Annotated in this window: 16 protein-coding genes; 7 read left to right on the top strand and 9 right to left on the bottom strand. The window is 51.2% G+C overall.

What is annotated here, in order from left to right:
* Nucleotides 1-19: 19 nt before the first annotated feature.
* The 3 genes from EHT25_RS07245 to EHT25_RS07255 all read right to left on the bottom strand — a co-directional run bounded on the left by EHT25_RS07245 (nucleotide 20) and on the right by EHT25_RS07255 (nucleotide 2,528).
* On the bottom strand, nucleotides 20-1,138 hold the full coding sequence (locus EHT25_RS07245; protein ID WP_124872753.1) for a DUF2911 domain-containing protein: 1,119 nt from the start codon (nucleotides 1,136-1,138) through the stop codon (nucleotides 20-22).
* Nucleotides 1,139-1,268: 130 nt separating this feature from the next.
* On the bottom strand, nucleotides 1,269-1,775 hold the full coding sequence (locus EHT25_RS07250; RefSeq protein ID WP_124872755.1) for a GNAT family N-acetyltransferase: 507 nt from the start codon (nucleotides 1,773-1,775) through the stop codon (nucleotides 1,269-1,271).
* A gap of 12 nt (nucleotides 1,776-1,787) precedes the next feature.
* Complete coding sequence (locus EHT25_RS07255; RefSeq protein WP_124872757.1) at nucleotides 1,788-2,528, bottom strand: hypothetical protein; 741 nt, start codon at nucleotides 2,526-2,528, stop codon at nucleotides 1,788-1,790.
* A gap of 283 nt (nucleotides 2,529-2,811) precedes the next feature.
* On the opposite strand from EHT25_RS07255, the gene EHT25_RS07260 reads away from it, so the two are divergent.
* From EHT25_RS07260 to EHT25_RS07280, 5 genes are all read left to right on the top strand, one after another.
* Entirely contained in the window at nucleotides 2,812-3,105 is a 294-nt protein-coding gene (locus EHT25_RS07260) for a co-chaperone GroES (protein ID WP_124872759.1), read from the top strand.
* Nucleotides 3,106-3,199: 94 nt separating this feature from the next.
* Complete coding sequence (gene groL / locus EHT25_RS07265; RefSeq protein ID WP_124872761.1) at nucleotides 3,200-4,834, top strand: chaperonin GroEL; 1,635 nt, start codon at nucleotides 3,200-3,202, stop codon at nucleotides 4,832-4,834.
* 330 nt (nucleotides 4,835-5,164) lie between these two features.
* A complete protein-coding gene (locus EHT25_RS07270; RefSeq protein WP_124872763.1) occupies nucleotides 5,165-5,329 on the top strand; it encodes a lmo0937 family membrane protein in 165 nt (54 codons plus the stop codon).
* Nucleotides 5,330-5,480: 151 nt separating this feature from the next.
* On the top strand, nucleotides 5,481-5,864 hold the full coding sequence (locus EHT25_RS07275; protein ID WP_124872765.1) for an OmpH/Skp family outer membrane protein: 384 nt from the start codon (nucleotides 5,481-5,483) through the stop codon (nucleotides 5,862-5,864).
* A gap of 88 nt (nucleotides 5,865-5,952) precedes the next feature.
* On the top strand, nucleotides 5,953-7,059 hold the full coding sequence (locus tag EHT25_RS07280) for a hypothetical protein (RefSeq protein ID WP_221622249.1): 1,107 nt from the start codon (nucleotides 5,953-5,955) through the stop codon (nucleotides 7,057-7,059).
* Nucleotides 7,060-7,075: 16 nt separating this feature from the next.
* On the opposite strand, the gene EHT25_RS07285 is transcribed toward EHT25_RS07280, so the two are convergent.
* Nucleotides 7,076-8,629 (bottom strand): glycoside hydrolase family 43 protein, encoded by a 1,554-nt coding sequence (locus EHT25_RS07285; protein WP_124872767.1) that lies wholly within the window; start codon nucleotides 8,627-8,629, stop codon nucleotides 7,076-7,078.
* 157 nt (nucleotides 8,630-8,786) lie between these two features.
* Between EHT25_RS07285 and EHT25_RS07290 the strand changes: the two genes are divergently transcribed.
* Both EHT25_RS07290 and EHT25_RS07295 read left to right on the top strand, forming a co-directional pair.
* Nucleotides 8,787-9,557, top strand: a complete 771-nt coding sequence (locus EHT25_RS07290; protein WP_124872769.1) for a toxin-antitoxin system YwqK family antitoxin — start codon at nucleotides 8,787-8,789, stop codon at nucleotides 9,555-9,557.
* A 153-nt stretch (nucleotides 9,558-9,710) separates the two neighbouring features.
* Nucleotides 9,711-11,942, top strand: coding sequence for a DUF2961 domain-containing protein (locus EHT25_RS07295; protein WP_124872771.1), 2,232 nt, complete (start codon nucleotides 9,711-9,713; stop codon nucleotides 11,940-11,942).
* Nucleotides 11,943-11,949: 7 nt separating this feature from the next.
* On the opposite strand, the gene EHT25_RS07300 is transcribed toward EHT25_RS07295, so the two are convergent.
* From EHT25_RS07300 to EHT25_RS07320, 5 genes are all read right to left on the bottom strand, one after another.
* Nucleotides 11,950-15,555: a sensor histidine kinase gene (locus tag EHT25_RS07300; protein ID WP_221622250.1), complete on the bottom strand. Its 3,606-nt coding sequence runs from the start codon at nucleotides 15,553-15,555 to the stop codon at nucleotides 11,950-11,952.
* 128 nt (nucleotides 15,556-15,683) lie between these two features.
* Complete coding sequence (locus EHT25_RS07305) at nucleotides 15,684-18,236, bottom strand: HEAT repeat domain-containing protein (protein ID WP_124872775.1); 2,553 nt, start codon at nucleotides 18,234-18,236, stop codon at nucleotides 15,684-15,686.
* Complete coding sequence (locus EHT25_RS07310) at nucleotides 18,211-18,789, bottom strand: GNAT family N-acetyltransferase (RefSeq protein WP_124872777.1); 579 nt, start codon at nucleotides 18,787-18,789, stop codon at nucleotides 18,211-18,213. Before EHT25_RS07310 ends, EHT25_RS07305 begins: the two co-directional genes overlap by 26 nt.
* Nucleotides 18,777-21,440: a TonB-dependent receptor plug domain-containing protein gene (locus EHT25_RS07315; protein ID WP_124872779.1), complete on the bottom strand. Its 2,664-nt coding sequence runs from the start codon at nucleotides 21,438-21,440 to the stop codon at nucleotides 18,777-18,779. Before EHT25_RS07315 ends, EHT25_RS07310 begins: the two co-directional genes overlap by 13 nt.
* A gap of 5 nt (nucleotides 21,441-21,445) precedes the next feature.
* Nucleotides 21,446-24,613: a WD40 repeat domain-containing protein gene (locus EHT25_RS07320; RefSeq protein WP_124872781.1), complete on the bottom strand. Its 3,168-nt coding sequence runs from the start codon at nucleotides 24,611-24,613 to the stop codon at nucleotides 21,446-21,448.
* Nucleotides 24,614-24,981: the final 368 nt, after the last annotated feature.

Genomic DNA, 24,981 nt, shown 5'->3' on the forward strand with positions numbered 1-24,981 from the left:
CAAAATAACTCCTTTAAACTCAACTATTCGCATCCTTCCCTTCTTCCAGTTTTTTAATCATCCCCGCTACACTGTTCTTGTTCAGCTCGTTAGGTGCCTGTGGAAGCGCGGCTTTCAGATACGGCAAGGCTTTTTTGAAATCACCCAGGGCGGACAGGCCACGGCCCATGCCGACGTTGGTCGTAAACACATTGGGATTCTTGTCGTAGTTGACTTTAAAAACCTCGTACGCATCTTTCGCCCGTTTTTGCTGCAGTAAGGTGCGGGCGTATTGGTGCAACTCGTTCATGTTCCCCATCGGAACGGCTTCTTTCATGACCACATCAGCGTCGGCCTGCTTATGTAAGGCCACCAACACCATCGCTTTCGTGCTGAGCGTCTGGAAGTTTTTCTGACCGATGAACGGCAAACTGACGGCCTGATCGGCCCAGACCAGCGCCTGATCCAGATCGGTTTTGTTCTGCACGCAATAGGTGGCCGCCTGAACGAACGATTGCCAGGTAAAGCCCTGCGAATTACGCAGTTCTTTTTTGAACGAAGCAATCTGGTTTTTCACCACATCGGCTTCGACCCTGAAAGGAATCATTCGTTTTTCCCACTCCAACGCCACGGTGGCCGCGTTATCGGTCTGGTCGATGAACTCGTATTTGAGCCACTCCACACTTTTGTCGAGGGACTGATTTTTGACGGTAACCCGCAACGCGTCCTCCGAGGGTTCGTAAAAGAAACTGCCCCAGGAGGTGGCATTTTTCGAGAAAATAACCGTCGTCTCGGCTTCACCCAGCAGCATGTGCAAACCGTAGGTTCCGGCGGGCAGACTTTTTCCTTCCACTTTGACTTCGTCTGAAAAGGAAATGGTGGTGTTTTCATTGGCTCCGGCCCGCCAGGGAGCGGCTTTGCTGCTGCCAAAACCCGGATCGACCAGCCCGTAATGCGCCACCGAAGTGCCCCAGATTTTTCCCTCGCGGCCTTTGACGCCGGGGCGGTTGTAACGGATGGTAATACTAGTCAGGCCGATTTGCTCGGAAACGGATGCCGCCTTGTTGCCACCGCCGGGTATGGCCGTAAGCTGTTGGGCTGAAACGGCGACCGGATAAATTGCAATCAGTAAAAAGAGAAAGATAAACCGTGCTTTCATGAATATGTCGATAAAGTGAATACCGCATAAAATAAAAGCATGAAAACCGCCCGCATCTCCCGCAATCTGGGGGATTTAGCAGCTGAAAACGAATTGGTTAGCGAAATAAAGAACGGTCTGACGTGTTGATTTAGAACCGCATCACATAATACTGGCAGGTAAAGGTTTGCCCAAACTCATGGATGGTTTTCTGGTAGGTTGGCTGAAACCCGTTTCGTTCATAAAACCGCATCAGTGGCGGCCGGGTCGCGTCGGTTTCCAGCTGAATTTCGTGGATATTTCGTTGCCGACACACGCCCTGGCAGAATTCAAGGATCGACTGGAACAGGTTCTGGCCCGCAAACGCCCTCCGAATGGCTAATTTATGGATGAAACCGGCCGAATTGTCGGGAACGTCGGCGTAGTAAAGCGGATCTTTCCACTGCAGCGTGAAGGCAGCCGCTGGTTCCTCCTCTCCGTGATTATCTACTGCATACATCACGTAACAGTTTCCAGCCGTGTAGTCGTCAAATAGATTTTCGGCTGTTAATGTGTCAATCTCCCACATCATTCGGCCACCATCGACGAGCCATTGCCCTACTTCCCGGACAATACTTAAAAACGTGTCAGGCTGATCATTGCGAAATATAAAGGTCATTTTTCGTATTTTTTATTCCAAAACCTGTCGTTCCACCAGCCGCTCCGCCATCGGCAGCAGCGTTTCTTCCAGCGGCAAACGGCGTTTCGATTCCACCATAAACGTGGCCGGATTGGGCAAATAGGGCCGACGCCGGATCAGGTCCAGTTTCAGGGTCTCGTAGGTCAGCCCGATTCCTTTCCGAACGGAGTCGATATACCGCGTCCGAATGGGTTGAGAACCGGTCTGACTGGTGTTGGTAAACGTAAAACCGGGAATTGTCAGACCCGTCCAGCTCAGGTTGAAATAATAGATATGCGTCTGGGAATGAGCGGTCCAGTGCAGAAAAATATAGCCTTCATCCCGGCGCAGGGGCAGCATTCCGATGGGCGTCAGGGTTAAATGGGCTGCCAGTTCGTCGGCCATTTGCTGCCCTTTCGTCAGGGCCTGTCCGAATCGGGGAAGCGCAAAATCAATGATTGAGTCAATTTCTGACAGATATTCATCGTCTTCCTGCCGGGGTTGGTACCGTACCGTAAGACTTTCGGGGTCAATTCCGGTGGCATCCTTGGGGAATGAAGCAGAAAGCGTACCTTTGCGGTTCCGAAAACGGAGACCGGTCTCGTAATGATCCCGCAATTCCGTCAGGTCCGGGTATAACTTTTTGTCAGAGAAGTGTTGCTGAACGTTTTGCAGATAGGCCAGAACGACAAACTTTTTGTACTCTAAATCAATCAACCCTTGCGTCAACCAGTCTTTCTGAAGTTTTTTCATAATTAACACGAATGAAGAACAGACCGTCTTGTTGCTAAGTAAGTTAATGAAAAATCTCAATCTGCCAAATAGTGTTTGGCGTTTTTTTTCTCCGGCAAAAAAGGATTTTCCCTAACCCATTGATTACCAAACTGACATTATAAATCGGAAATTTTGTCAGTATTACCCAAAAAAAGTGGTCTGGCACAATAAGTGACCAAAATCGACCGTCAAGTTTGGCAATTGTTGCCGGGCTATTTATCAAGCATCAAACACAATTTAACTTCTAAAACACAAGCCCATTATGGAAGCAGTAACGGAAAGTAAAGTAAACGTAAGACCGTTGGCTGACCGGGTGCTGGTTGAAGCAGCACCTGCTGAAGAAAAAACCGCATTTGGTATCATTATCCCCGACACGGCGAAAGAAAAACCACAACGTGGAACGATCGTAGCTGTTGGCACGGGCAAAAAAGATGAGCCCCTGACCGTTCAGGTTGGCGATACCGTTTTGTACGGTAAATATGCCGGTACCGAAATCACCGTGGAAGGTAAGGAGTATCTTATCATGCGGGAGTCGGATATTTTTGCCATTATCTAAGGTTCTTTTCCAGTCAAAAACCGGTTAATCCGGCTTTTATTCATCTGGAAACCCGTTTGCATTACTCGTTAAAACCATTAATTCCTTTTCACTCATGTCTAAGAAAATATTTTTTGATATCGACGCCCGCGACCGGATCAAGAAGGGTGTGGATACCCTCGCCGACGCTGTTAAAGTAACACTGGGTCCTAAGGGCCGGAACGTTATTCTGGATAAAAAATTCGGCTCACCGGCCATCACCAAAGATGGTGTAACCGTTGCCAAAGAAATTGAGCTGAAAGACGCCATCGAAAACATGGGCGCTCAGCTGGTGAAAGAAGTGGCTTCCAAAACCGCTGATTCAGCCGGTGACGGAACGACGACGGCAACCGTTCTGGCCCAGGCGATCTACTCGATCGGGGTGAAAAACGTAGCCGCTGGTGCCAACCCGATGGACCTGAAACGCGGTATCGACAAAGCGGTTATCGCCGTGGTCGACAACCTGCGTTCACAGTCCCGCGCCATCGAAACGTCGAAAGAAATTGCGCAGGTAGCCACGATCTCGGCCAACAGCGACGAGGAAATCGGCAGCATGATTGCTGACGCGATGGAAAAAGTGGGTAAAGAAGGCGTCATCACCGTTGAAGAAGCGCGGGGTACGGAAACGGAAGTAAAAACCGTGGAAGGGATGCAGTTCGACCGCGGTTACCTGTCGGCTTACTTCGTGACCAACACCGACAAAATGGAAGTGGAACTGGATCGTCCGTTCATTCTGATCTCGGAGAAAAAAGTTTCTTCGATGAAAGAATTGCTGCCGGTTCTGGAGCAGGTTGCACAAACCGGCCGTCCGTTGCTGATTATCGCGGAAGATGTGGATGGTGAGGCTCTGGCGACGCTGGTAGTGAACAAAATCCGGGGCGCCCTCAAAGTGGCAGCCGTGAAAGCGCCGGGCTTTGGCGACCGTCGGAAAGCCATGCTGGAAGACATCGCGATTCTGACCGGTGGTCAGGTAATTGCCGAAGAGCGTGGTTTCAAACTGGAAAACACGACCATCGACTTCCTGGGAACGGCCGAAAAAATCATCATCGACAAAGATAACACAACTGTTATCAATGGTTCCGGTGAGAAAGAAAACATCACGGGTCGGGTAAATCAGATCAAATCACAGATCGAAAACACGACGTCGGACTACGACAAAGAAAAACTGCAGGAGCGTCTGGCGAAACTGTCAGGTGGTGTTGCCATCCTCTACATCGGTGCGGCTACCGAAGTAGAAATGAAAGAAAAGAAAGACCGCGTGGATGATGCCCTGCACGCAACCCGTGCGGCTGTAGAAGAAGGTATCGTTGCCGGTGGTGGTGTGGCCTTCATCCGGGCGATCAGAGCGCTGGATGCGGTTCAGACCCGGAACGAAGACGAAAAAACCGGTGTAAACATCATCCGGGTTGCCCTGGAGTCACCGCTGCGGACGATCGTTGCCAATGCCGGTGGTGAAAGCTCAGTAGTTGTTAACGCGGTGAAAGCTGGCGAAGCTGACTACGGTTACAACGCCCGCGAAGATCGCTACGAAAACCTGATCGAAGAAGGTATCATCGACCCGACGAAAGTATCTCGTCTGGCGCTGGAAAATGCTGCTTCGATTGCCGGTCTGTTGCTGACGACCGAATGTGTCGTTGCCGACGAACCCGAAGAAGCACCGGCAGGTGGTGGCGGACACGGCCACCCCGGCGGAATGGGCGGAATGATGTAATTCATCCGTTCTCTTTATAGAACGAAAGCCCCCGGCCGTGTGTCGGGGGCTTTTTTTGTGAAATATTACATGAAAAAGGGAAACTTCAGGCCATCTTTTACATTTAATATTCACCATTTCACATTCATCATTCAGAAAAAACCGCTTGCTCGATGTGAATTATTTTCCACAATTCGAGACAATAAGTGTGTCAAAATTGGGTACAACTTTACCTGGATGAAAGCAAAAAACGCCTTTTTTGGATCAAAAAGGCCTTTTTGATGAATTGGCACGCATTTTTCATTATCCCAGTCGTAGTAACCATTATTCAAACCAAAACAAGGGAACGTCATGGGAAATTTGCTTTATGTCATCGCAGTGGTTTTAATCATCATTTGGCTCGTTGGATTATTGGGCTTTGGTAGTTTTGGGATGGGCAACATCATCCACGTTTTGCTGGTGATCGCCGTCATTGCCATCATTTTGCGTTTGATCCGTGGAGACCGGGTTGTGTAGCTAGCTAGCATGAATCAACTTGAATATAAGTAGTGAAAAAGCCTCCGGACTATTCGGGGGCTTTTTAATTTTTGGATCAATTTTTACCCACGGTTAAACCTTCGGCAAGGAGTTCGGTCCAAAACCCAGAAACAAATAACCAGATACGAACATGAAAAAGATAATGATTGTGGTGGCGGCAGTAGCCCTGACGATTGGCGGCTGTACGTCGCAGCGACCAACGACCAGAAATGATCGATACGACCGGCGCGATAATCAGTACGGTCGGTATGATAACCCGAACGTCCGGGAAATTCCGCTGGAAAATAAACTGGACCGCTGGCAGAACGAATTGAGGCTGACGAACCGTCAGAAACGCGAAATCAGGAATATTCAGGAACGGTATGAACGGCGGGGCCTCACCCGCGACGAGCGCAACGACCGGCGCGATTACCGCGAGTTACAACAGCAAAAACGGCAGGATCTGATGTCTGTGCTGACCCGCAGCCAACGCGAAAGGCTCTTTCAACTGGAACAGCAAAACCGCCGTAGCTAACCCCCCAAAAGGACGCCTGACCCGCGTCCTTTTTCTTTTTTCAGGAAATGAATACCTTGCCCGCTGAATCCTTTCCTGAACCGCTTCCATGAAAGAATACCGCGTTGTCCTGCTGCTGCTTGCTGGACACTTTTGCCTGACTGCCATGGGTCAACCAAAACCACCCCAACGAAAAACGACGGTTTCCATCGTTGGCGACCGGTTTTACATCAACGGCAAACCGACGTTCAAAGGCCGGGTCTGGCACGATCACAACATTGAAGGGTTGTTGCCCAACGCCCGGATGGTGCAGGGAATCTTCGACGACCGTAATCCGGAAACCCGCGCGAAATGGGCGTATCCCGATACCCACGTGTGGGACGCCAACCGCAATACCGACGAGTTTGTGGCAGCTATGCCGGTTTGGAAAGCGCACGGTTTACTGGCGTTTACACTCAATTTACAGGGTGGCAGTCCTGAGGGGTATTCAAAGGACCAGCCGTGGATCAATTCGATGTTCAATACCGATGGATCCTGGGATCCTTTTTATTACAACCGGCTGAAAAAGATTCTGGACAAAGCCGACGACTTGGGCATGGTCGTGATTGTTGGCCTGTTTTATTTCGGTCAGGATCAGTATTTGAAAGATGAAGCCGCCGTGGTTCGGGCGGTTGACAATACCGTGCAATTGCTGGCCGAAGGCGGGTATCGGAATGTGCTCATCGAGGTCAACAACGAGTGTGACATTCGCTACGATCACGACATTTTGAAACCGGAACGCGTGTCCGAGCTTATCCAGCGAGTGAAAGCAAAGAAGGTAAATGGGTACCGGTTTTTGGTCAGCACAAGTTATAGTGGCGGAAAAATCCCGAAAGAGAATGTAGTTCGCGAAGCCGATTTCCTGATTTTACACGGCAACGGGGTCAAAGAACCGGCCAAAATTGCCGAGATGGTGCAGCAAACCCGTGCCGTTGCCGGATACCGTCCAATGCCGATCGTTTTTAACGAAGATGATCATTTTGATTTCGACAAACCGACCAACAACTTTCAGGCCGCTACCAGCGCTTATGCATCCTGGGGGCTTTTCGATTACCGCCTGAAAGACGAAGGCTTCAACGACGGATACCAATCGCCACCGGTGAACTGGCAACCCAGTTCACCGCGCAAGAAAGCTTTTTTTGATTATCTGAAAGAAATCACGGGAGGTTTGCCCTGAAAACCGCCCGTTAATTTTATTCGTATTGCATTGCTATTGATTTTACATTACCCGATCCCTTGTTTCCCGAAACGCTCAGGCCAACCCGGGGAGCGCGGTCCCAGCGGGGAAGATACGAGCCATTGACCGGCGATTGGGTGAACATTTCTGGCTTCCCTCCTGGCGTTGACCAGGAAAAATCATAAAACTGACCAAACCGGCTTTTGAGTCGCAGATTGACCGCAGTCGTTGTTTCAGGCAAGGGCTTTGTCTGTAGCACAGCCCGAACGCCATCTTTCACCTGCCAAAGTTCCAGTGTTCCTTTCCGAACGCCGAACCCTAATGCGTTGGCGGCATCGCCGTATAAGGTTATACTTTGGAGCAAATCCTCTTGCGGTTCGACGATGGTTGAGAAGGTGAAATTGCCTTTTTTAATGACGAGTCCCAGAAAGGTGCCGGTCGAATTGGCCTCGGTATTCGTCAGTTTTAACGAACCATTTCCGACCGTAAACACCGGTTTTGGCAAATTCACATCCCAGACCAGGGCATCTTCGCTCACCGGTTTTGCAAAATCAAGGGCGACATCCGGGTCTTTTTTCTGGCTAATTTTAGAAGGAGATTCAGCTTGTGCAGGAACGGCGTTTCCGTAACGGAAAAACGGCCATTGTGTTTTTTCATCCCAAACCAGTTCACTCAGAACGCCCTGCCGACCGGCAAACGTAAAATCGGTTCCGTTATAAGCGTGGTGCAGATAGAAATAACGATTGTCCGGAGTGGTAACGACGGTTCCGTGTCCGGGGCATTTCCAGGTTTCGTCGCTGACTAAAACCGGATTGTTCGCAAACCGCTCCCACGGCCCCTGAAGTTTTTGCGCCCGCGCCAGACCAACCTGGTAATTACAGCGTTCTCCGCAGCAGGCGTTTCCGGAATACAACATGTAAAAATACGTCCCGCGTTTAAAAATGGCCTGCCCTTCAGCCCCTCCGGCTTCCCAATTGGTACGATCGGCGGTCAGCATCGTGAATTCTTTGCCAATCACTTTCAAGCCATCCTGTGACAATTCAGCGCCCAGCAGTTCGATCGATTTCCCTTTGTCTAACCCATAGGCTTTCCAGGTAATGTACAATTTCCCCTGATCTTCGATCACGAAGGCGTCGATGGCTTCGGAAGTCCATTCGATAATGACGCCGTGATCGGTAAATCCTTTGGTCAGGTCGCGGGTGGTGGCGACGCCGATGAACGAGCGTTTATCCGATTTCCGGCGGGCGGTGTAATAGACGTAAAATGTGCCGTTCCGGTGAAACAACTCCGGTGCCCAGTAACTACCCATCGTCCAGGCCGGTAATTGGGCAAAAACCGGTCCGACGTACGCCCAGTTGACCAGATCGCGTGAGGAATAAATGGGGTAAGCCGGGCCCCATTCGGACGACGTTCCGGCAGCATAATACGTATCGCCCACGCGGATGACCGACGGATCGGCAAAATCGCCCGCAATGACCGGATTTCGATAGGTTGGCGATGGGGCAACCTGCTGGGCCATGCAGGGATGGATAAAAAGGGCAAAAAATAAACCGATCCAAACAAACTTCATCTGTTCCTGTTGGTTGATAGTAGTAAACAAAAGTAAGAAGTAGTACGACTGGATAAAGAAAAAAACCGGTTTTACCTCGTGTTTTCTCCCGTTGAATGAGTATGCCCGACCATACTCCCGCTTCTTTAGGCAATTTTCCATCCGATTCCTGAGATAGATGGGACCTTTTTTTCTATTCGTGATGATCTCCCTGCTGGTTTCCAATCCCGACGATGATGCCAAAAAAAATCGCCGGATGAAAAACCGTGTGGAAGTTCGGGAATACCGCAATGTGATTGAGGAAGTGACCTACCACGACCGGTGGAAAAAAGTAGCCACTGTCCGCATGTACGACAAAGCCCACCAACGGCTTTCGGAAGAACACTACAATGATTTTCAGTTAGGAATCCGGCACGGACAAACCCGCTGCTGGTACCCCAACGGGCAGCTTCACTGGACGTGTGATTTCAAACAGAACGAGATCAATGGTCCTTTCTTTTCGTATTACGAAGACGGCGCGCTGAAACGCAGGGAACTCTATCGCCGGGGCACAGTCCGAAAAGGCGAATGTTTCTCGCCCGACGGAACCTTGGTTTCGTGCCAGCCACTGTCGCAGAAAGCGGAATTCGAGGGTGGTCCGAAGAAATTTATTGCGTTTTTAAAGACCCGGCTGGAACACTTGCAGCCCGAAAATCCAGCATTGTTTTTCACCCTGCGGGCCACTTTATCGCCGGATGGGATCTTGTTCGGTCTTCAGACATTGCCTTACATGGAGCAACGGCCCGAACCCGAACGGCGGTTTGCGAAGCAGGTTGTAGAAAATCTGCGCGATATGCCCCGCTGGAAACCGGTTGTATTCGATGATCAGACGGTGCAAAGCGATCTGGTGATCAACATCTTCTTCAGCAACGGCAAGGTGTATTCCGGCAGCTACGGACTCAATTTCTAGTCCGGAATCCGGTTATTTTCAATCCGTTCCTTCCAACAAAACTTCAACCGGAATTTTCGAGTATACGACGAACCATTTGCCGTTATTGGTAGAAGAGCGCTTTTTTAAATACTCTTTTGCCCTGGTAATCAATATACTGAAAGCTAAAACCGTATGTCGACTTCTTCCTTCTTGAAAACGTTACTGGTTTTTATTTTCGCGAAAAATCTGGCAGCCCAAACCGTTACGCTGCCGACGATTCCGATCGGGACGGATGCGTATTTGCAGTGGGACCGGATTTTTTACCAGCGAATTGGCATGCGGGCCTACATGCGCAGTACCTACGACCGCGAAGGAAATAACCGGGCCGCCGACGCCAGCCACTTTTTGTATCAGGAAGCGGACGATTTCAATGTTTCGCTCGATGTCAAAAATCCCGGCGTCCTGTATTTTGTTCGCACGAATCATTTTCACGGCAGCCCGTGGCATTACGAGGTCGATGGCAGCGACTTTCTGGTTCGGGAAACCGCCACCGCCGATCCGATCGACGCTAAAAAAAAATACACAAAAACCGAGTTTCTGCCCCAAAACCTGTTTCCGTATCCGCTAACCTGGACCTGGGCCACCACCAAAGGTGCCGACCTGATGTGGGTGCCTATTCCGTTCGCGCAATCCCTGCGGCTGGCCTACTCCCGGACCTTGTACGGTACCGGTTATTACATTTACCACAGCTTCGGCAAAGGCATTCAGCACCTTTCCCGCCCCCTGTCAGCCTGGTCGCAAACCGCTCCTGATCCGAAGGTGTTGAAACTGATCAACGCGTCTGGCAGTGATCTGGCTCCGAAAGGCGACTCGGTGAAAATCCTGAAAAAGACGGTTTCACTGAAACCCAATCAGACCGTGGAACTGGCCGCCTTTTCGGGTTCGGCACAAACGATTCGGGCGCTGGAATTTAAAATACCGCTGGCGCAGGCGCTGGATTTTGGCAAGTGCCGGTTGCGAATCACGTGGGACCGGCGATGGGCGCCGTCGGTGGATGTGCCGCTGGATCTGTTTTACGGTGCCGGTCATCTGCACAATCCGCAGAAAAAGGAGTACCTCGTCAAAGGCTTTCCGCTCTCCATTCGGTATGATGCGCAGTCGGTTTACCTCGCCTGCTATTGGCCCATGCCGTTTTTCAAACACGCCCGGCTGGAATTGCAGGAACGGCAGGGGAAATCAGTTGCCCCTATTCAGTATACGATCAAAACCGTTCCGTTCCGGGGAGATTCGCGGCTGGCAGCGTATTTTCATGCCACCTATTCGGACATTCCGGCACCGGTTTTGGGACAGGACATGACCTTTCTGGACACCGATCAGGCAGAAGGCGGTGGGCCGTGGAGCGGCAACTTCGTGGGAATGAGCTGGGTATTTTCCAGACAGGGACGGTTGAACACGCTGGAGGGCGATCCCCGGTTTTTCTTCGATGACAGCAAAACACCCCAGGCCTGGGGAACCGGCTCGGAGGAATGGGGCGGTGGTGGCGATTACTGGGGTGGTGAAAACATGACGATTCCGTTTGCCGGGCACCCGGTTGGCACCACGGAGAAAACCGCTAAAAGTTCACTTGATCTGATCAATTCCGCCTACCGGTTTCTGATTGCCGATTATTTTCCCTTCGGAAAACGGGCGGTGATTCGACTGGAACACGGCGCGCAAAATTCGGAAGACGAGCATTATTCGGGGGTGACATATTGGTATGGCGCTCCAGTGGCTACCCTGAAACTGACCGACGAATTCAACGTTTGCAATGCTGCCGACCAAGTGGCGCATCAGTACCATTCGCCGACCGCCGAAGCTCCCTATCCACTCGTCTCACGCTACGAATTGGGGCCAGACACCGACATCCGCTCCCATTTTATTCCCAAAACCCGCAGCTATAACACGTCGCGCCTATATTTCCCGGCGGAGAGCGATTCGGTCCGGATCATGAAAGGCAGCAGCCGGTTTGTCGTCGATCTGGATTCGCTGAATCTGGGCGTTTTGCTTCGCCGGAAATTTGATTATTTATACCCCAATCAACAGGCGCGGGTCTGGATCCGGGATGGCCGGCGAAACACCGACTGGCAGGAAGCAGGCACCTGGTACACGGCGGGCAGCAACACCTGCTACTTTTCCTACCCGCCCGGAGGCCCCTTTTCCAAAGGCGAGCTGGCACAATCAACTCCCGTAGTCATTACCAGTAACCGGCGCTGGCGGGAAGAAGAATTCCTGATCGACCGGCAGTTGACCAGCGGTATTTCAAAACTCGAAATCCGGCTCGAATGGATTCCCGACGCCAAACCGCTCTTTGCCGGAAAAGCGTTTCCTGCCTCCTCGGCCTGGAGCGAAGCGCGGTATTGGGTGTATTGTTACCAGTTACCCTGACGGTATACTAGTCCCCTAAAACCGGCAGCGTCATTTGAATCTCGGTATACTCCCCTTCCTTCGAGTGGATCTCGATTTTTCCGCGGTGAAGCTGGACGATATCTTTGGTCATAAACAGACCAAGACCGGTGCCTTTAGAGGTGGGTTTGGTGGTAAAAAACGGGTTGAAAAGGTTGTTGATTTCCCGTTGCGGAATCCCCTTGCCGTTGTCGCGGATTTGCAGAATAACCTGATCATCCAGCAAACTGGTCACAATCCGGAGTTCGGGCGTGAAGTCTTTAGCCAGTTTACTTTTTTCGAATAACGTATAGTACGAGTTACTGACAATATTCTGAACGGCCTGACCGAATTCGTTGGGAAGCAGGCTGGTGCGAATGGCCTTTTTTTCCAGATTCAGTGCCAGATGGATGGCAAAGTTCGGGTAATCGGTTTTCAGTGTATTCAACACCACCCGCACTTTGCTCTCAACAAACTGATTGAGATCGGTTTCCTGAAAATCCCGCGATTTTTCCCGTAGCAACACTTGCATGTCCTGCAAAATCCGGGTTGTACTGCCGCTATGTTCCTGAATTTTAGCCAGATTCATTTTCAGCACGCCGAGATCATCCAGAACGTCGTCCAGCGAATCCGGTTCTTTTTTCAATCCATCGATCACTTCTTCAATGATTTCCTCCGACAACTGCGAAAAGTTGCTGACGTAGTTGAGCGGGTTCAGAATCCGGTCGACAATCCCTTTGGTCAATTGGCCAACCGACGCCAGCCGTTCCTGCCGGATCAATTCGTGCTGCGTATTCCGAAGGTCATGGAGGGTATTTTCGAGGTTTTCCAGCAGCCGGGTTTTAATGAAAGCGGCAATCAGGTGTTCGCGCAGGTTCCCAATCATGCTGATGTCCCGCTGGTCAAAAGCGCCGGATCGGACGGTATTTTCCAGCGTAATGAACCCTTCAATGTGCCCTTTGTTTTCAATCACGATCGTAATCAGCGACTTGGGCGTATCCAGATCGTCGATGGGGCTGTTCAGTGGCTCGTAATAGACGTCGTTTTTCAGGTAAATATCCTCAAAAATTTCGACGGTCTGCGCCAGATAGCGGTTTTCGGCCTGTTCGCGCGTGAGCTGAACCGTCTCGACATGAGCCAGTTCCTGATTGCTCCGCAGGGCTTTGAACTGGTAGGAATTCGTCGGTTTATCATACACCAGAAAGCTCGCGGCATTCATATTCCGGATCACCGAAAACTTGGTCAGAATGGTCTGGAAGAGATTCGAGAAATCAATTTCGGCGTTGATCGATTGTACGATCAGGTCAATTTTTTCGAGCTGATCATTCTTGATCGCCAACTCATCGGATTGTTTTTCCAGTTCCGATTTCTGGCTAACCACTTCTTCGGTTCGCTCCTGAATCAGGTTTTCCAATGATTGTTTTTCCCGCAAAATCCGGTTCAGGCGCCAGCGTACCACCAGATAAATCAACAAACCGAAGCCCAGCAAAAACAGCGCAATTACCCACCAGCGGCCATACCAGGTTGGCGGAACAGTAAACGAATAGGTAGCTTCCCGGCTGGGTGTTTCGTAGATGTTGCGTGCCCGCACCCGAAACAGATAGTCGCCGGGTGGCAGGTTCGTGTATTCCTTTTTGCTCTCCGTTGTCCAGTCCGACCAGTTCTTATCGTAATTTTCGAGCATGTACTGGAAAGCGATTCCTTTCGCAATCGGAAAACTGGCGGCCGAATATTCGAAGCTGATATCACTAAAGCGGTTTTGTTCCTGAGCCGTCTGCACTTTCCGAATCAACGCCTGATACGGCAAATCGTAGGTCCGGGCAACTCCGGCATTATACCGAATCACGCCATCGCGTCCGCCGAACCAGACCAGCCCTTGCTGGTCTAAATAAATCAGGTTGATGGGTGAGGTGGAAATCGGCAAAAATGGCGTTGTAAACTCCTTAAAACCAGTTCCCTGTTTTTCATAAAGCGTAATGCGTCTCTTATCGCCTTCCACCGTCCAGATATTTCCGTTCCGATCTTCGACCAGGTTGTTTTTCCAGTAAGCCGTACCCGGTTTTGTCAAACCAAATGGACTATACGGAGCAAACCGGTTTTGGGCGGCATCGAACTTGAAAATGCCTTTTTCATTGAAAACCAGAACGCCCTGCGACGTAACAGCTACGCGGTTATAGAACAACGTTGGCAGTCCCTGTCCGGTCGAAAACGCCTGAATTTGGTTCGTTGTGGGCGCCAGCTTATACAAACCGGCGGTCAGCGTTTCCAGCCATACCGCTCCGGTCGGGTCTTCATGAATGCCCACAATCCGCTCCGTCAAACCGGAAAGGGGCCGGTAATTGGCGGTTTTTCCGCGCGAAACCGTCAGGATACCAGCGCCATTTTCGGTCCCAACGTACAAGCGCAATGGATCTTTCTGCGATGCAGCCAGGCTGAGTGTGTAAGCCTGCGTGAGTGCCTGCAAACGTCCATCGGTTAATTGATGTACGCCTTTGCTGGTTGCGACAAAAAGTGAACCTGCGGCTTCGGCCAGTGAAAAGCAACTGGCGTTCAGCCCCAAAACCGGTCGGATGACGGAGTCGATGAGTTGAAAAAGTCCGTTGACCGTCGCAATGTAAACCGTATTTCCAACGCGCCGAATGTCCATGATCTCGCCCGTCAGCCGCGACGAGGTTCCGAACAAGGTCAGTTGCGAAGGTACCTCGATCTGGGCCAGACCATTGTTGAGCGCCAGCCACAAACTCCCTTCCCGATCGGTGAACATCTCATTGGTGAGTTGATCGGTCAGGCCGTCGATTCCCCGAATCGTTTGTTTTAACTGGCCGTTGGGGCTGATAGTCAGAATTCCACCGTGTAAGGTTGCAATGGCAATGGAACGGTCATTCAACATCGCTCCACTCGTGGCCTGATTGGTCGACAGGTAGGAATTGACCGGACTATTGAAAACGTCAATCATTTGATTGGAAAGCTGAAAAAGGCCCTGGCTGCTGGTAACAAGCAGTGACCGTTCATTGTCCAACGGCAACATTTTGAGTATATCAAACAACACGGGCACACTGGCCCGCTGCTTGACCGGAATCATCGAACCCTTCCGAAACTGACTCAAACCGCTCTGTTTTCGAAACAAATAGATCGTCTGATTAGTCTGAAATGCCGACTGAATTTCGTGGGTCGTCGACCATTCGTTTAATGCTTTCCCGTTCCAGCGAAAAATGAAATGACGGCCCACAAAATAGATTCCGTCATTGATCTCCAGCACGGCCAGAATTTCATTAAACCGGTTTTTGACCTTCTGACTCAGGCTGACAAAATTGAGTGTTCCGGTGCTGTCCGGTTTTAGAAAACCGAATTCGCCGTTTGCCCCGACGTAAATGGTTCCGTTTTTGGCCCGGAGCAGCGACGATACTTTGGTGATGTTGGTGGTTGGAATGGTCCGCCAGTTCAGGCCGTCGTATTCGAGCACACCGGCAAAATTACCGACGTAGATCACTCCCCGCCGATCCTGCGTCAGCGCAAAATTCTGGCCGTGGGCGTTGTACTGACTGGGCTGGTAAATCCGGGTGGGTGGCTCGCCCTCGTCTGCCCCATCCTGCTGACCGAATGCAGAAACAGCCATCGCAAGAAGGAACAGAAAACTCCAGCAAAAGGATAACGCAAGCCGATTCATGATCTTTACTTTGTGGATTATCTGTCAATGTGTCGCCTTTATAACCGCAATCAATTAAAATCCCGATACATCCTCATTTATACTTCTTCGTCCAAAATCAATTCTTCCTGTTTAAACAGGAGTAATTCTGCTTCCGATTGTAAATCGTTTACGCGGCTGGCGACCCGAAACCGGTCCGACTCAGGTTGCAACGCCAGGATACGGTACAATTCCGAAAACCGGGTCGGGTTCAGCGTTTTAAGCACATAAAAGGCGGTTTCGGCAATCATCTCATCCGGCGAGGTAACGTTAGCCACCAGAATGATCGTTGGATCGCTCTGGTGCCAGTCGAGGAGTTCCCGAATCGCTACGGCCTTCAACCGGTGCGTTAGCTTGTTAAAGTCCTTGTTGATGATGTCGTGCAGCCGCTCCTCAATCGACAGATGCTGCTGCGGATGACTAACCGAGCTTTTTCGCAGCCGCTCGACAAAACTGATATCGGAAAAAAGAGGCAGGATACTCCCTTTTACTTCCTCCGGCAAAGCGGTACTCAGCAGTTCGATCAGGTAACTCTTGATTTCGTCGTTTTCCTTCGTAATAAGCTGGCTGATCAGATCGAAGCGGTTATCTCCGTAAAGCGTGGCCAGCAGGTTGAATACTTTGGGAACGATGGTATTTTTTTCCTGCCTCAGGGCATTGATCATCGGGGCATTTCTCGGAAAGCTGTCCAGATCGAGCCGGGCTGCCGTTAGCCACACCAGCAACCCAACCTGTTCGTCGAGCTGAAGCAGAATGTGGGGTCGTTCCAGAACCGTAGCCCGGTGATTCAGGTGGTTTAATCCCTCAAAAACTTTGTCGCGCACGATCTGAACGGGGTGGTTGATGCGCGCTCGTAAAAAACGCAACGCGGCATCTCCGCCCATTTCGTTGATCATTCCGACAATATGAACCTGCTGTTCGCCGGTTAAACTGGCGTGGCTGAAAAACCGGGTCAGCGCCGGAATAACCGCTTCGCCAACCGTCAGTAACGCAGCTGTTGCCGTTTGCCGGTAAGCATTGTCGAGCAGATGTTCGAACAAACGGGGCCACAATTCGGGTTTTCGCAAGGCACCCGACGCCAGTAAAGCCGCCTTCCGAACCGTCGGATTTTCGTCATACAGCAACGTCATCAAATGCGTATAGGCATAATACCGGCCCGAATAGCCCAGTTCAGTGGCTGCCAGCGCCCGGTCGTCCGGGTTTTCGGACTCGGCCAGCCGCAACATGGCCGAGAATGCCTGCGACGAACTCAGCGATCGTTCGGCTCTGGGGCGGATGGTGGTATGGTCGATTACTTTTTTATACGCCAGCGTGGCCGAGCGAATCACGGCAGCGTTGAGCGTGGCGCGGTATTCGGGCTGAATCCGGAATGAAATCACCGTCCAGAAAATGAGCACCGCCAGAAACAGATAGCTCAGATGAACGAGGGTAATGAAACTAAAACTGGTCAGAATCAGCAGGATAATTCCCGGCAAAATGCTTCCAATCGCTTTGGGACCACCTTCAATCCGGCTTTGCATCAGCGTTCGTTCGGCGGCCGGAATCGGTTGGAAAAGGACCTGAAAAGCCGGTTCACTGATCGACCGTCGAACCGAACTCAGAAAAAACCGGCTCAGCGCAATCAAAGCGAAAAAGAAGGATGTGGTTCCGTACACCGTTCCGTAGACGGCCCCCAGACTGTAGCTAACCAGTAAAGCGACCGGTAGCATCACGATGCCCGCCCGGATGGAGTAGGCACTCAGCAGCCGGTTATACAAAAACGACTTGACAAACAGCTCAATCACGGCACAAATTCCAAAAAATATGCCCAGAAACCCCGCCAGCAATTCCTTGTTGGGAAAGACTTCTTTTGATTGGATCGTGAACATAAACTCGACGTAAATCAGCCCGAAAACCGTCAGCAGTGCCAAAATGGACAGGTGAAATTCGTACGACTTACTCACCATCGCACCGGTTTCCACCACCGGTTTTCCTTCGGTTTTAACGGGCGGTTCGGTGGTAAGCTGAGGCTGAAACCGTTTGTAAATATACGTCATCAGTAGGGCACAGAGCACCAGCAGAACCAGCGCCATGTCGAGCAACCCGTCGGTTGAAACAAAATTCAGCAGCAATGGAACCGAGAGATAACTCACCATGGAAGCAATGACATCGCCGGTACTGATGAAACTGATCAGGCGTTTCGTTTGGCCAAAATTGAAAACCCGTCCGGCCGTAGCCCAGAACGTAATGCCGTGGATGAATACAAAGACGCGGTTCCAGAGGTACAGTACAAAATAGATCCACTTGTTGTGCAGCGTAGAAGAAGCAACCAGCAGGCCGGCAACCGATAGCAGCATAAACACCAGCAAATAGCCATTTACGCGAAGAAATGAAGCTTTTTTGCGGAGATGCTGGACGACCAGCCCCAGCACGTACACCAGTGATCCACTCGAAATAAAGGCAATCGGTAATTGGGTTCGCTCGAAATTGATCAGAAATAAGGACGTCGTACTGGCAAAAAACAACGCAACCGCTCCTCCCATCAGCAGGGAGTAAACAACGAACAGCAACACGGTTTTGCCTTCGCCCGACTGGAGATTGAGAAATCTATAGATTGAGTCCCGTCGGAACATCGGCCAGTTGTTTTTTTAGATCGTACTGCATAAAATACAGCGGCCAGTCGGGGCGTTCGGGAGCATTATGCAGCTCACAGGCCGTCGAAAAGCCCAGCTTCGTTAGCGCCCTGATCCGGAAATTCAGTTGGGTCGAAGCCACAATCACGTCCACGCTTTTCTTTTCAGCCATGCGGATGCGCGCCCGGTCGAGTTGTTCAGCAAACCCGTTTCCGCGAAACTGCGGGTCGATCACCATCCGGCTAAACGAAGCAATCTTCTGATTCTCAAACCGAAACCGTTCCTCTTTGGGTAGGAGCCACGAATAAGGGGCCGTAGCGATGGTTTCGTGAATGTTCATACGGGCTGCCGCCACGATAACGTTGTTCCGTGTAATGATCCAGTGAAATGCCGTCTGATCGAGTGGTTCGATCCACGCCCGGCGGGAGAAGAAAATCGGATCGGCCCCCGGCTCGTTGATCCAGGCGCGAACCCGCAGCACCCCGATCTCATCCATTCGATTTGGATAAAGTACTTTTTCCAGCCGGTATGTTTCACTTATTATTGATTCCATGATACAGGAGTCGATTCTTTGGGTTTTAAGGTGTAAAAAACCGCCAGGGAAAACGTCCGGCGATCCATCAGGAAACGGGAAGCATAGGTCAAATTATCAGCCTCCCGGATTCCCGGAACAAAATATTCTTTATCGAGCAGGTTGTTGACCGACAGCTGCACCGACAATCCGTTCAGCAGATTGTGGTACGTCAGGTTCGATTTCAGGATCAGAAAAGGATCAAAACGCTGTGCAGGGTTGTTACTTCCGGCGGTTCCGGCCCCGGTTTTCCGGGCGCTGACGTAATTGCCCGCCAGGTAAAAATTGAGCCGGGGTGTAATCTGGTAATCGGCTCCGGCATTGGTCATAAAATCGGCAATGTCGCTGATGCGGAGTTTGGCATCCTCGTCAAACGGATTGGTATACGTAAAGTTCCACCAGACATTCAGGCGGGTGGAGCGGTAATTCCCTTCGCCCTGCAAGCCCCAGATCCGCCGTTTGCCGATGCCCTGAAACTGCTGGGTACTGGTTCCGTTTTCAAGCGTCACCTGGGCCGTACCGACGGCGTTGCTGTAGTGGGCGTAATAGCCCACGACGTTGAACGACACCTGCTTCGTGGCTTGCAGGTACGCGCTCATTTCCATGTTTTTCACCCGTTCGGGCAGCAAATTCGGATTGGGAAGTCGGCGCGTGGTGGTGGTGCCGTATTTCTGCAAAAACGACGCATCTTTAAATGCCTCGGCATAGATTGCCTTGAAAATCGTTTTGCCCCGGTTAAAAATGGCCGCCAGCCGGGGGTTTGCTACCGTGCCATAGCCCCCGTTGCTCCGAATCCGGTTGTTATCGACCCGCAAACCAGCCACCAGTTTCAAATCCTTGAGCGGTCGGTAGTTTACCTGTGAATAAACCCCAATGTCATTGGCCTTGAAGTTGTTTCCACCGGCCAGCCCCGTTGCCGTCGCCACCGCTCCGGTTTCGTCGGCAAAATCCTGCAATGACGTAATGTAATTGCCCTGAATCAAACCACTCCGAAGTTCAATCCCCCCGCTGACGTCCAGGTTATACAACGGGCTCCAGAACAGCCGAAGTTCGTTCCGAAACTGGGTCGACACCCGGTATTGATACGTAGCGGTTGCCTTCGGAATCGAGTCTTTTTCCAGTTCCAGAAAACCGAGTTTGCCGTTGTAATAGCCGTTGTACGTCACCAGACTCGTACTGCCGTTGATTTCGTGAAACAGGTACGAGGAAATGTTCAGAATCTGAAATTTATCCGTGAATGCTTTGCTGTAGGTAATGGAAAAAGCCCGGTCCTGCGTCACCCAGCGGGGGTTTTTCTCCGTCGAAATCGCCGAGCGATTGGAATACCAGGGCGTCGCGCCATCGTCGGTTTTCCAGTTCAGAAATGAGATCGTCAGGTCCTTGAACTCCAGCTTTCCCCGAATATACCAGTCGCGTTTGGTATTGCTGAAGTGAACCGGACTTCCGTTGAAGGTATTCCCGAAAAGCCGGTTGTCCAAACCAGCCGCACGCTGGGCGCCTTCCGGTGTCAGCCGCAGGGCCGTTGCCTTGCCATCCGGAGCATAATCGACCTTGTACGATTTGCTGTTCGGATAGAGCTTCGTCAGGTTCGTCCGCTGAAGGTAGGTCTGCGCCCGGTAATTCCCGTTGGCATCCGTTCCGACCTGGTCGAACTGGCCGGTGTAATCGGCCGCCGTTCGGGCATCGTAATTCCATTCTGGATACTTCGAGAGATCATATTCATTGGCATGAAACAGACGACCGGTAATCGACAGGGCCACATCGGCGTTTTTTGCGGTCAGCACCCCGTCCAGGTAATTCCGGTTCAGCGTTCCCGTCCGGGCGTGTCCGTTAAAGGCAACCTGTTTGGCGGGTCCCGGCAGGTTCCGGAAGCTTTTGGTAATGATATTGATAACCCCCATGAAGGCATTGGCACCGTACAAGGTCGATGCCGGACCGTAAATGACCTCGACCCGCTCAATGTCGGACAGCGGATACTGCGGAGCAATCAAAACCGTATTGGAAACCAGGTCGTTTTCTTCTACCCCATCGATCAGAATCAGCGTTCGGTCGTTGGAGGTTGACCGGTAACCGCGCTGGTAGAAATTGGAATAGCCAACCCCATTGCCGCGAATCACGTCAAAACCGGGAATATCGTGCAACACTTCTTCCAATGTTTTGTAGCCCCGTTGCGCAAAATCCTTGCTGTTCAAAACCGCTACGGTCGCCGGAACGTACAACAGATTTTCCGCTTTTTTGGAAACGGAGGTTACCTGTAAAATCTGCTCTTTCGATTCCCGCACCTGCTGAAAAAGGGTTTTGTAGCGGGGAGAAGCCGAAAAATCAGGTTCAAATTTCGGATTCAACGTCAGAAGCTGGCTGATCGACCGGGCACTTTGGGGAATGGAATCAATGGCCAGGTAGGTCATCGAAAGGATTTTATACGCCTGCACCCGGGCAAACTCGCTAAACCCCTTGTCGATGCAGGGAGACAGCAGCGCAAATACATCGTCGAAGTTACCGGTTGCATACCGTTTTTCAGCTTCCGGAATAACGGCCGCTTCGTCGCAGTTTCCCTGCGCCATCGTCGGCTGTTGAATCAACCCCAGCAGTAAAAAACCCATTACCAGACCAATAAGGTAAATTTTATTCATACAATTCAGTCAGGCTTTGCTTTTTCATACGGAATATCTTTTCCGATGTACTTATTCCATTCGTCGGTGGTAAGGTTACGCTTGACCTTCCGCGACAGCTCGGCGTGCAGCTCAGCCGGATCAATGTTTCGAATGCGAACCGTGCGGTCAGCTCCGCAGGCAATCAGGCGTTTCCCGTCGTTGGTAAACCGAATAGCCATGACCCAGGAATCAAAATCGTTGATCACGATGGGTTGTTGCTGCTTGAGCAGGTTGTTGTAATCCCAGATGTGAATGGTCCAGTCGGCGCTGCTGCTGGCCACGAGTTTGCCATTGGGCGAAAAAACGATGTCGCTTACGGTGGACGTATGCCGTCCCGACAATTGGCTGCCCACGGTTTCAGGTTCGTTACGGGTTAATTTCCAGGCATACAGCAAACCGGTCGATGTACCGGTGATGAGCTGCGTTCCGTCCGGACTGACGGCCAGAGCGGTTACCCGGTTTCCGAATTGCCGACGCGAAATCACTTCCGGTTTTTTAGTCAGATCGGTCAGGTCGAAGCTCAGGATCTGGCCATTGTTTGAGCCACACAGCAGGCGTTTCCCATCGTGCGTGGTTTGGGCGCAATAGATCGAAAACCGGGAATGAACATTTTCCAGTGAATCGAGTCGGTTGGCCACCGGTTTCCAGCTGCGGATCTGACCATCCGCACTGACCGACAGCAGTTTAGTATTATTTTCGACCGGCAACAACGCCAGAATCGGAACCGAATGGCCTTTAATCGAGGTGGGTACGGCTTCCGGTTTTTGGGTGTTCCAGCCATGCAACCAGCCATTCTCGCCCCCACCGAACAGCACTTTTCCGTCACTGTTGAAGGCAACCGTCCGAACTCCGTTGGCATTTCGGCGGGGCGTTTTCAGGGATTGTGGTGCTTCGTTGAGGTTGTTGGCAGTCCATAACCGAATTGTCCCGTCATCACTTCCCGTGGCCAGCAACTGGCCACCCGCCCCGGGCTGCACTGCCACCGTCCGCACCACATCGGAATGACGGCGTAAAACCGTGTTGGCATCTGCCGCTTTGGATAAGGCATTGAAAATATCCGGGTTATCGCTCAACCCGCCATTTTTCAGGTTCAGGTTGTAGGCTTCGAGCGCCAGCAGCGCCTGTAAATCGTCCTGCGTATTGTCGTTGAGCTGATACGACTGCACCGCCAGTGTCCGGGCAATGGCTTTGCCGCGCTGCTGTTCGGCAAATTGCTGGGCGGCCTGCGCCACCGAACGCTGGGATTCCGCTTCTTTCTGAGCGCCTTCCGCCCGACCTTTCTGCTGTTCAGCATCTTTCCGGGCTACATCGGCCTGCTGCCGTTGCCGTTGGGCGTCATTGCGGGCTTCTTCGGCCCGCTGAGTTTGCGCAACGGCCAGTTCGCGGGCGGTTTCGGCCTCCTGCCGTTTGAGTTCGATCGTTTGCTGACCCCGAACGGCAATCACGCGCTGTTCTTCCGTCAATCGCTTTTGCTGTTCGGCAATAATGCCCTGCTGCTCGGCAATTTTCTTCTGGGTAATGGCTTCCCGCGTCTGGCTTTCGGCGCGGTTTCGTTCAAAAAGAGCGATTTTTTTCTCGGCAATGGCGGCTTCTTCACTTTGCAGGGCTTCCGTGCGCAACACCGCCGACACGATCAGGAAGAAAAGCGAAATCAGCGAACCTACGCCCAGAAATGCGGCAAAAAACCGGGCTCGCCGGAGTTCTTTTTTCTGCTTTTCTTCCTTGTTGCGAACTTCAAACTCGTACTGATTTCGGCTGTATTCCAGAAAGTTAACCGATCGCTCGAGGTAAGGATCGTAGCGGTTTGCCCAGGCCAGCGTCGGGCGGTTTTCGGCCAGCCACTTCAACCCAATCTGCAATTCGGGGTTCACCCACAAACCGGCTTTCCCTTCGTGGTACAACGTCGCCGAGTTACTGACCTGCTTGTAGAATTTGGCGGAATCGGTTTCGTCCTTAACCCAGGTCTGCAGCCGTTCCCATAACGTCATCAACCGCTCGTGGCTAATGTCGATAATTAGCTGAGGGTCAGCATGAACGGTTATTGATGGGGTTAAAAACGCGACGTCCCGCTCCCGAAACCGGTTTAATACATCGATCAGCAGGTATTCATTTACGCCGGAAATTTCACTGATCGTGGCTATAGGGATCGGTCGGATGAGGCTCGTATTTCCCGCACCCAGCACAATTAACGCCTTGAATAACTTTTCAGTTGCCACCTGACTTTTTTCGTCCGGCAGGTTTCCGTACACCTCTTCCGCATGAACGGTTATGGCCCGGCTCATGGTACCAATAGCCTCGTAATCAGCCAGATCGATGGGGCTGTCGATTTTCCGGTTCAACTGCCAGTAGTTCCACATCCGCATGAGCGCATGCTGCAAAATGGGCAACTGATCGGCTTTGTTCCCGATGTCGTCGAGCAGTTGAGTCGTTAGTTCTTCGGAAATGCTGGCGCCCATGACCTGAACCGGCGTGACAATGGCCCGCTGAATTTCTTCGCGATTCATTTTTGGCAACAGGTAATACCCGTGATTGATGGCTTCCGTCAGCCCTTCATAATCCGTGCAGTCATCCAGGTAATCCGAGCGCATCGTCAGCACGACGAATACCGACTGATCCGGTTTTCGACTCAATTCCAGAATCAGGTTGATGAAGATGGCCACTTCCTCGTATCCGTCATCGGTGGATTGGTAACGAAATACATCTTCGAACTGATCGATGACGATCAGGAAGTTGGCATTATCACACCAGTTTAGAATCAGCGTGGGCTCCGTCCGGAGTAATTTCTCAATTTCATCGGCAGAAAACCGGTCGGCAAAGGAGCGGTTTTGTCGACCAAATGTCTGGTGAAGAGCCTGGGCAAAATTCCGGATTGGGGTAGCTTCGGGGCTGAAAGAAACGACCTGCCAGGCACTGAACGGGGCGGATGGCAGGCTGTGGGTCAGCAACTGGGGAACCAGACCGGCTTTGACCAATGAGGATTTTCCGCTACCGGATGATCCGACAATTGCCAAAAAATGCGCATACGCAAGCCGTTCCTTCAGGTCATGAATCTGATTTTCACGCCCAAAGAACAAGGAAGAGTCCTCCGGTTCGAAATTCCGTAAGCCCGGAAACGGATTTGCAAAAGCAGTTTTGGTATACGTTTCAGTCATTCCCAGTCACACACGGACCTCCGACAGCCCGATCATAATTACGATTCGGAATTCTTATCCCACTTCCGGTCGGTTTTATGGCCTTTATTCCCGAACACAAATCCGATTGGAATTTACCTGGTACAATACTAGTGCAGCCCGGTTCAATTGACTGTCACTATTATTCCAAAAACGATAACGTTTGTTCCAAATGGAAAACTAGAAATTCAGGAAAGCAATCTGACAGCCCGAACAAGACACTTTAACCTATTTTATATTCAAAAAATACAATTCTTTTTTTTCAACTTCGAAAAACGGATGGCTAAAACTGTTTTAAAAATACCTTGTTAATTCAGTTTTAACTCCTTTATATTTTTTGAAATTTATTC

Origin of the sequence: Larkinella rosea, assembly GCF_003858635.1 — a bacterium.
Lineage (GTDB): Bacteria > Bacteroidota > Bacteroidia > Cytophagales > Spirosomataceae > Larkinella > Larkinella rosea.

Excerpts from the sequence above, each read along its gene's own strand:
- EHT25_RS07255 (WP_124872757.1), bottom strand. The coding sequence starts at position 2,528 with ATGAAAAAACTTCAGAAAGACTGGTTGACGCAAGGGTTGATTGATTTA.
- EHT25_RS07245 (WP_124872753.1), bottom strand. The coding sequence starts at position 1,138 with ATGAAAGCACGGTTTATCTTTCTCTTTTTACTGATTGCAATTTATCCG.
- EHT25_RS07280 (WP_221622249.1), top strand. The coding sequence starts at position 5,953 with ATGAAAGAATACCGCGTTGTCCTGCTGCTGCTTGCTGGACACTTTTGC.
- EHT25_RS07300 (WP_221622250.1), bottom strand. The coding sequence starts at position 15,555 with ATGGCTGTTTCTGCATTCGGTCAGCAGGATGGGGCAGACGAGGGCGAG.
- EHT25_RS07290 (WP_124872769.1), top strand. The coding sequence starts at position 8,787 with ATGGGACCTTTTTTTCTATTCGTGATGATCTCCCTGCTGGTTTCCAAT.
- EHT25_RS07250 (WP_124872755.1), bottom strand. The coding sequence starts at position 1,775 with ATGACCTTTATATTTCGCAATGATCAGCCTGACACGTTTTTAAGTATT.
- EHT25_RS07285 (WP_124872767.1), bottom strand. The coding sequence starts at position 8,629 with ATGAAGTTTGTTTGGATCGGTTTATTTTTTGCCCTTTTTATCCATCCC.
- EHT25_RS07260 (WP_124872759.1), top strand. The coding sequence starts at position 2,812 with ATGGAAGCAGTAACGGAAAGTAAAGTAAACGTAAGACCGTTGGCTGAC.
- EHT25_RS07305 (WP_124872775.1), bottom strand. The coding sequence starts at position 18,236 with ATGTTCCGACGGGACTCAATCTATAGATTTCTCAATCTCCAGTCGGGC.
- EHT25_RS07315 (WP_124872779.1), bottom strand. The coding sequence starts at position 21,440 with ATGAATAAAATTTACCTTATTGGTCTGGTAATGGGTTTTTTACTGCTG.
- EHT25_RS07270 (WP_124872763.1), top strand. The coding sequence starts at position 5,165 with ATGGGAAATTTGCTTTATGTCATCGCAGTGGTTTTAATCATCATTTGG.
- EHT25_RS07295 (WP_124872771.1), top strand. The coding sequence starts at position 9,711 with ATGTCGACTTCTTCCTTCTTGAAAACGTTACTGGTTTTTATTTTCGCG.
- EHT25_RS07275 (WP_124872765.1), top strand. The coding sequence starts at position 5,481 with ATGAAAAAGATAATGATTGTGGTGGCGGCAGTAGCCCTGACGATTGGC.
- groL (WP_124872761.1), top strand. The coding sequence starts at position 3,200 with ATGTCTAAGAAAATATTTTTTGATATCGACGCCCGCGACCGGATCAAG.
- EHT25_RS07310 (WP_124872777.1), bottom strand. The coding sequence starts at position 18,789 with ATGGAATCAATAATAAGTGAAACATACCGGCTGGAAAAAGTACTTTAT.
- EHT25_RS07320 (WP_124872781.1), bottom strand. The coding sequence starts at position 24,613 with ATGACTGAAACGTATACCAAAACTGCTTTTGCAAATCCGTTTCCGGGC.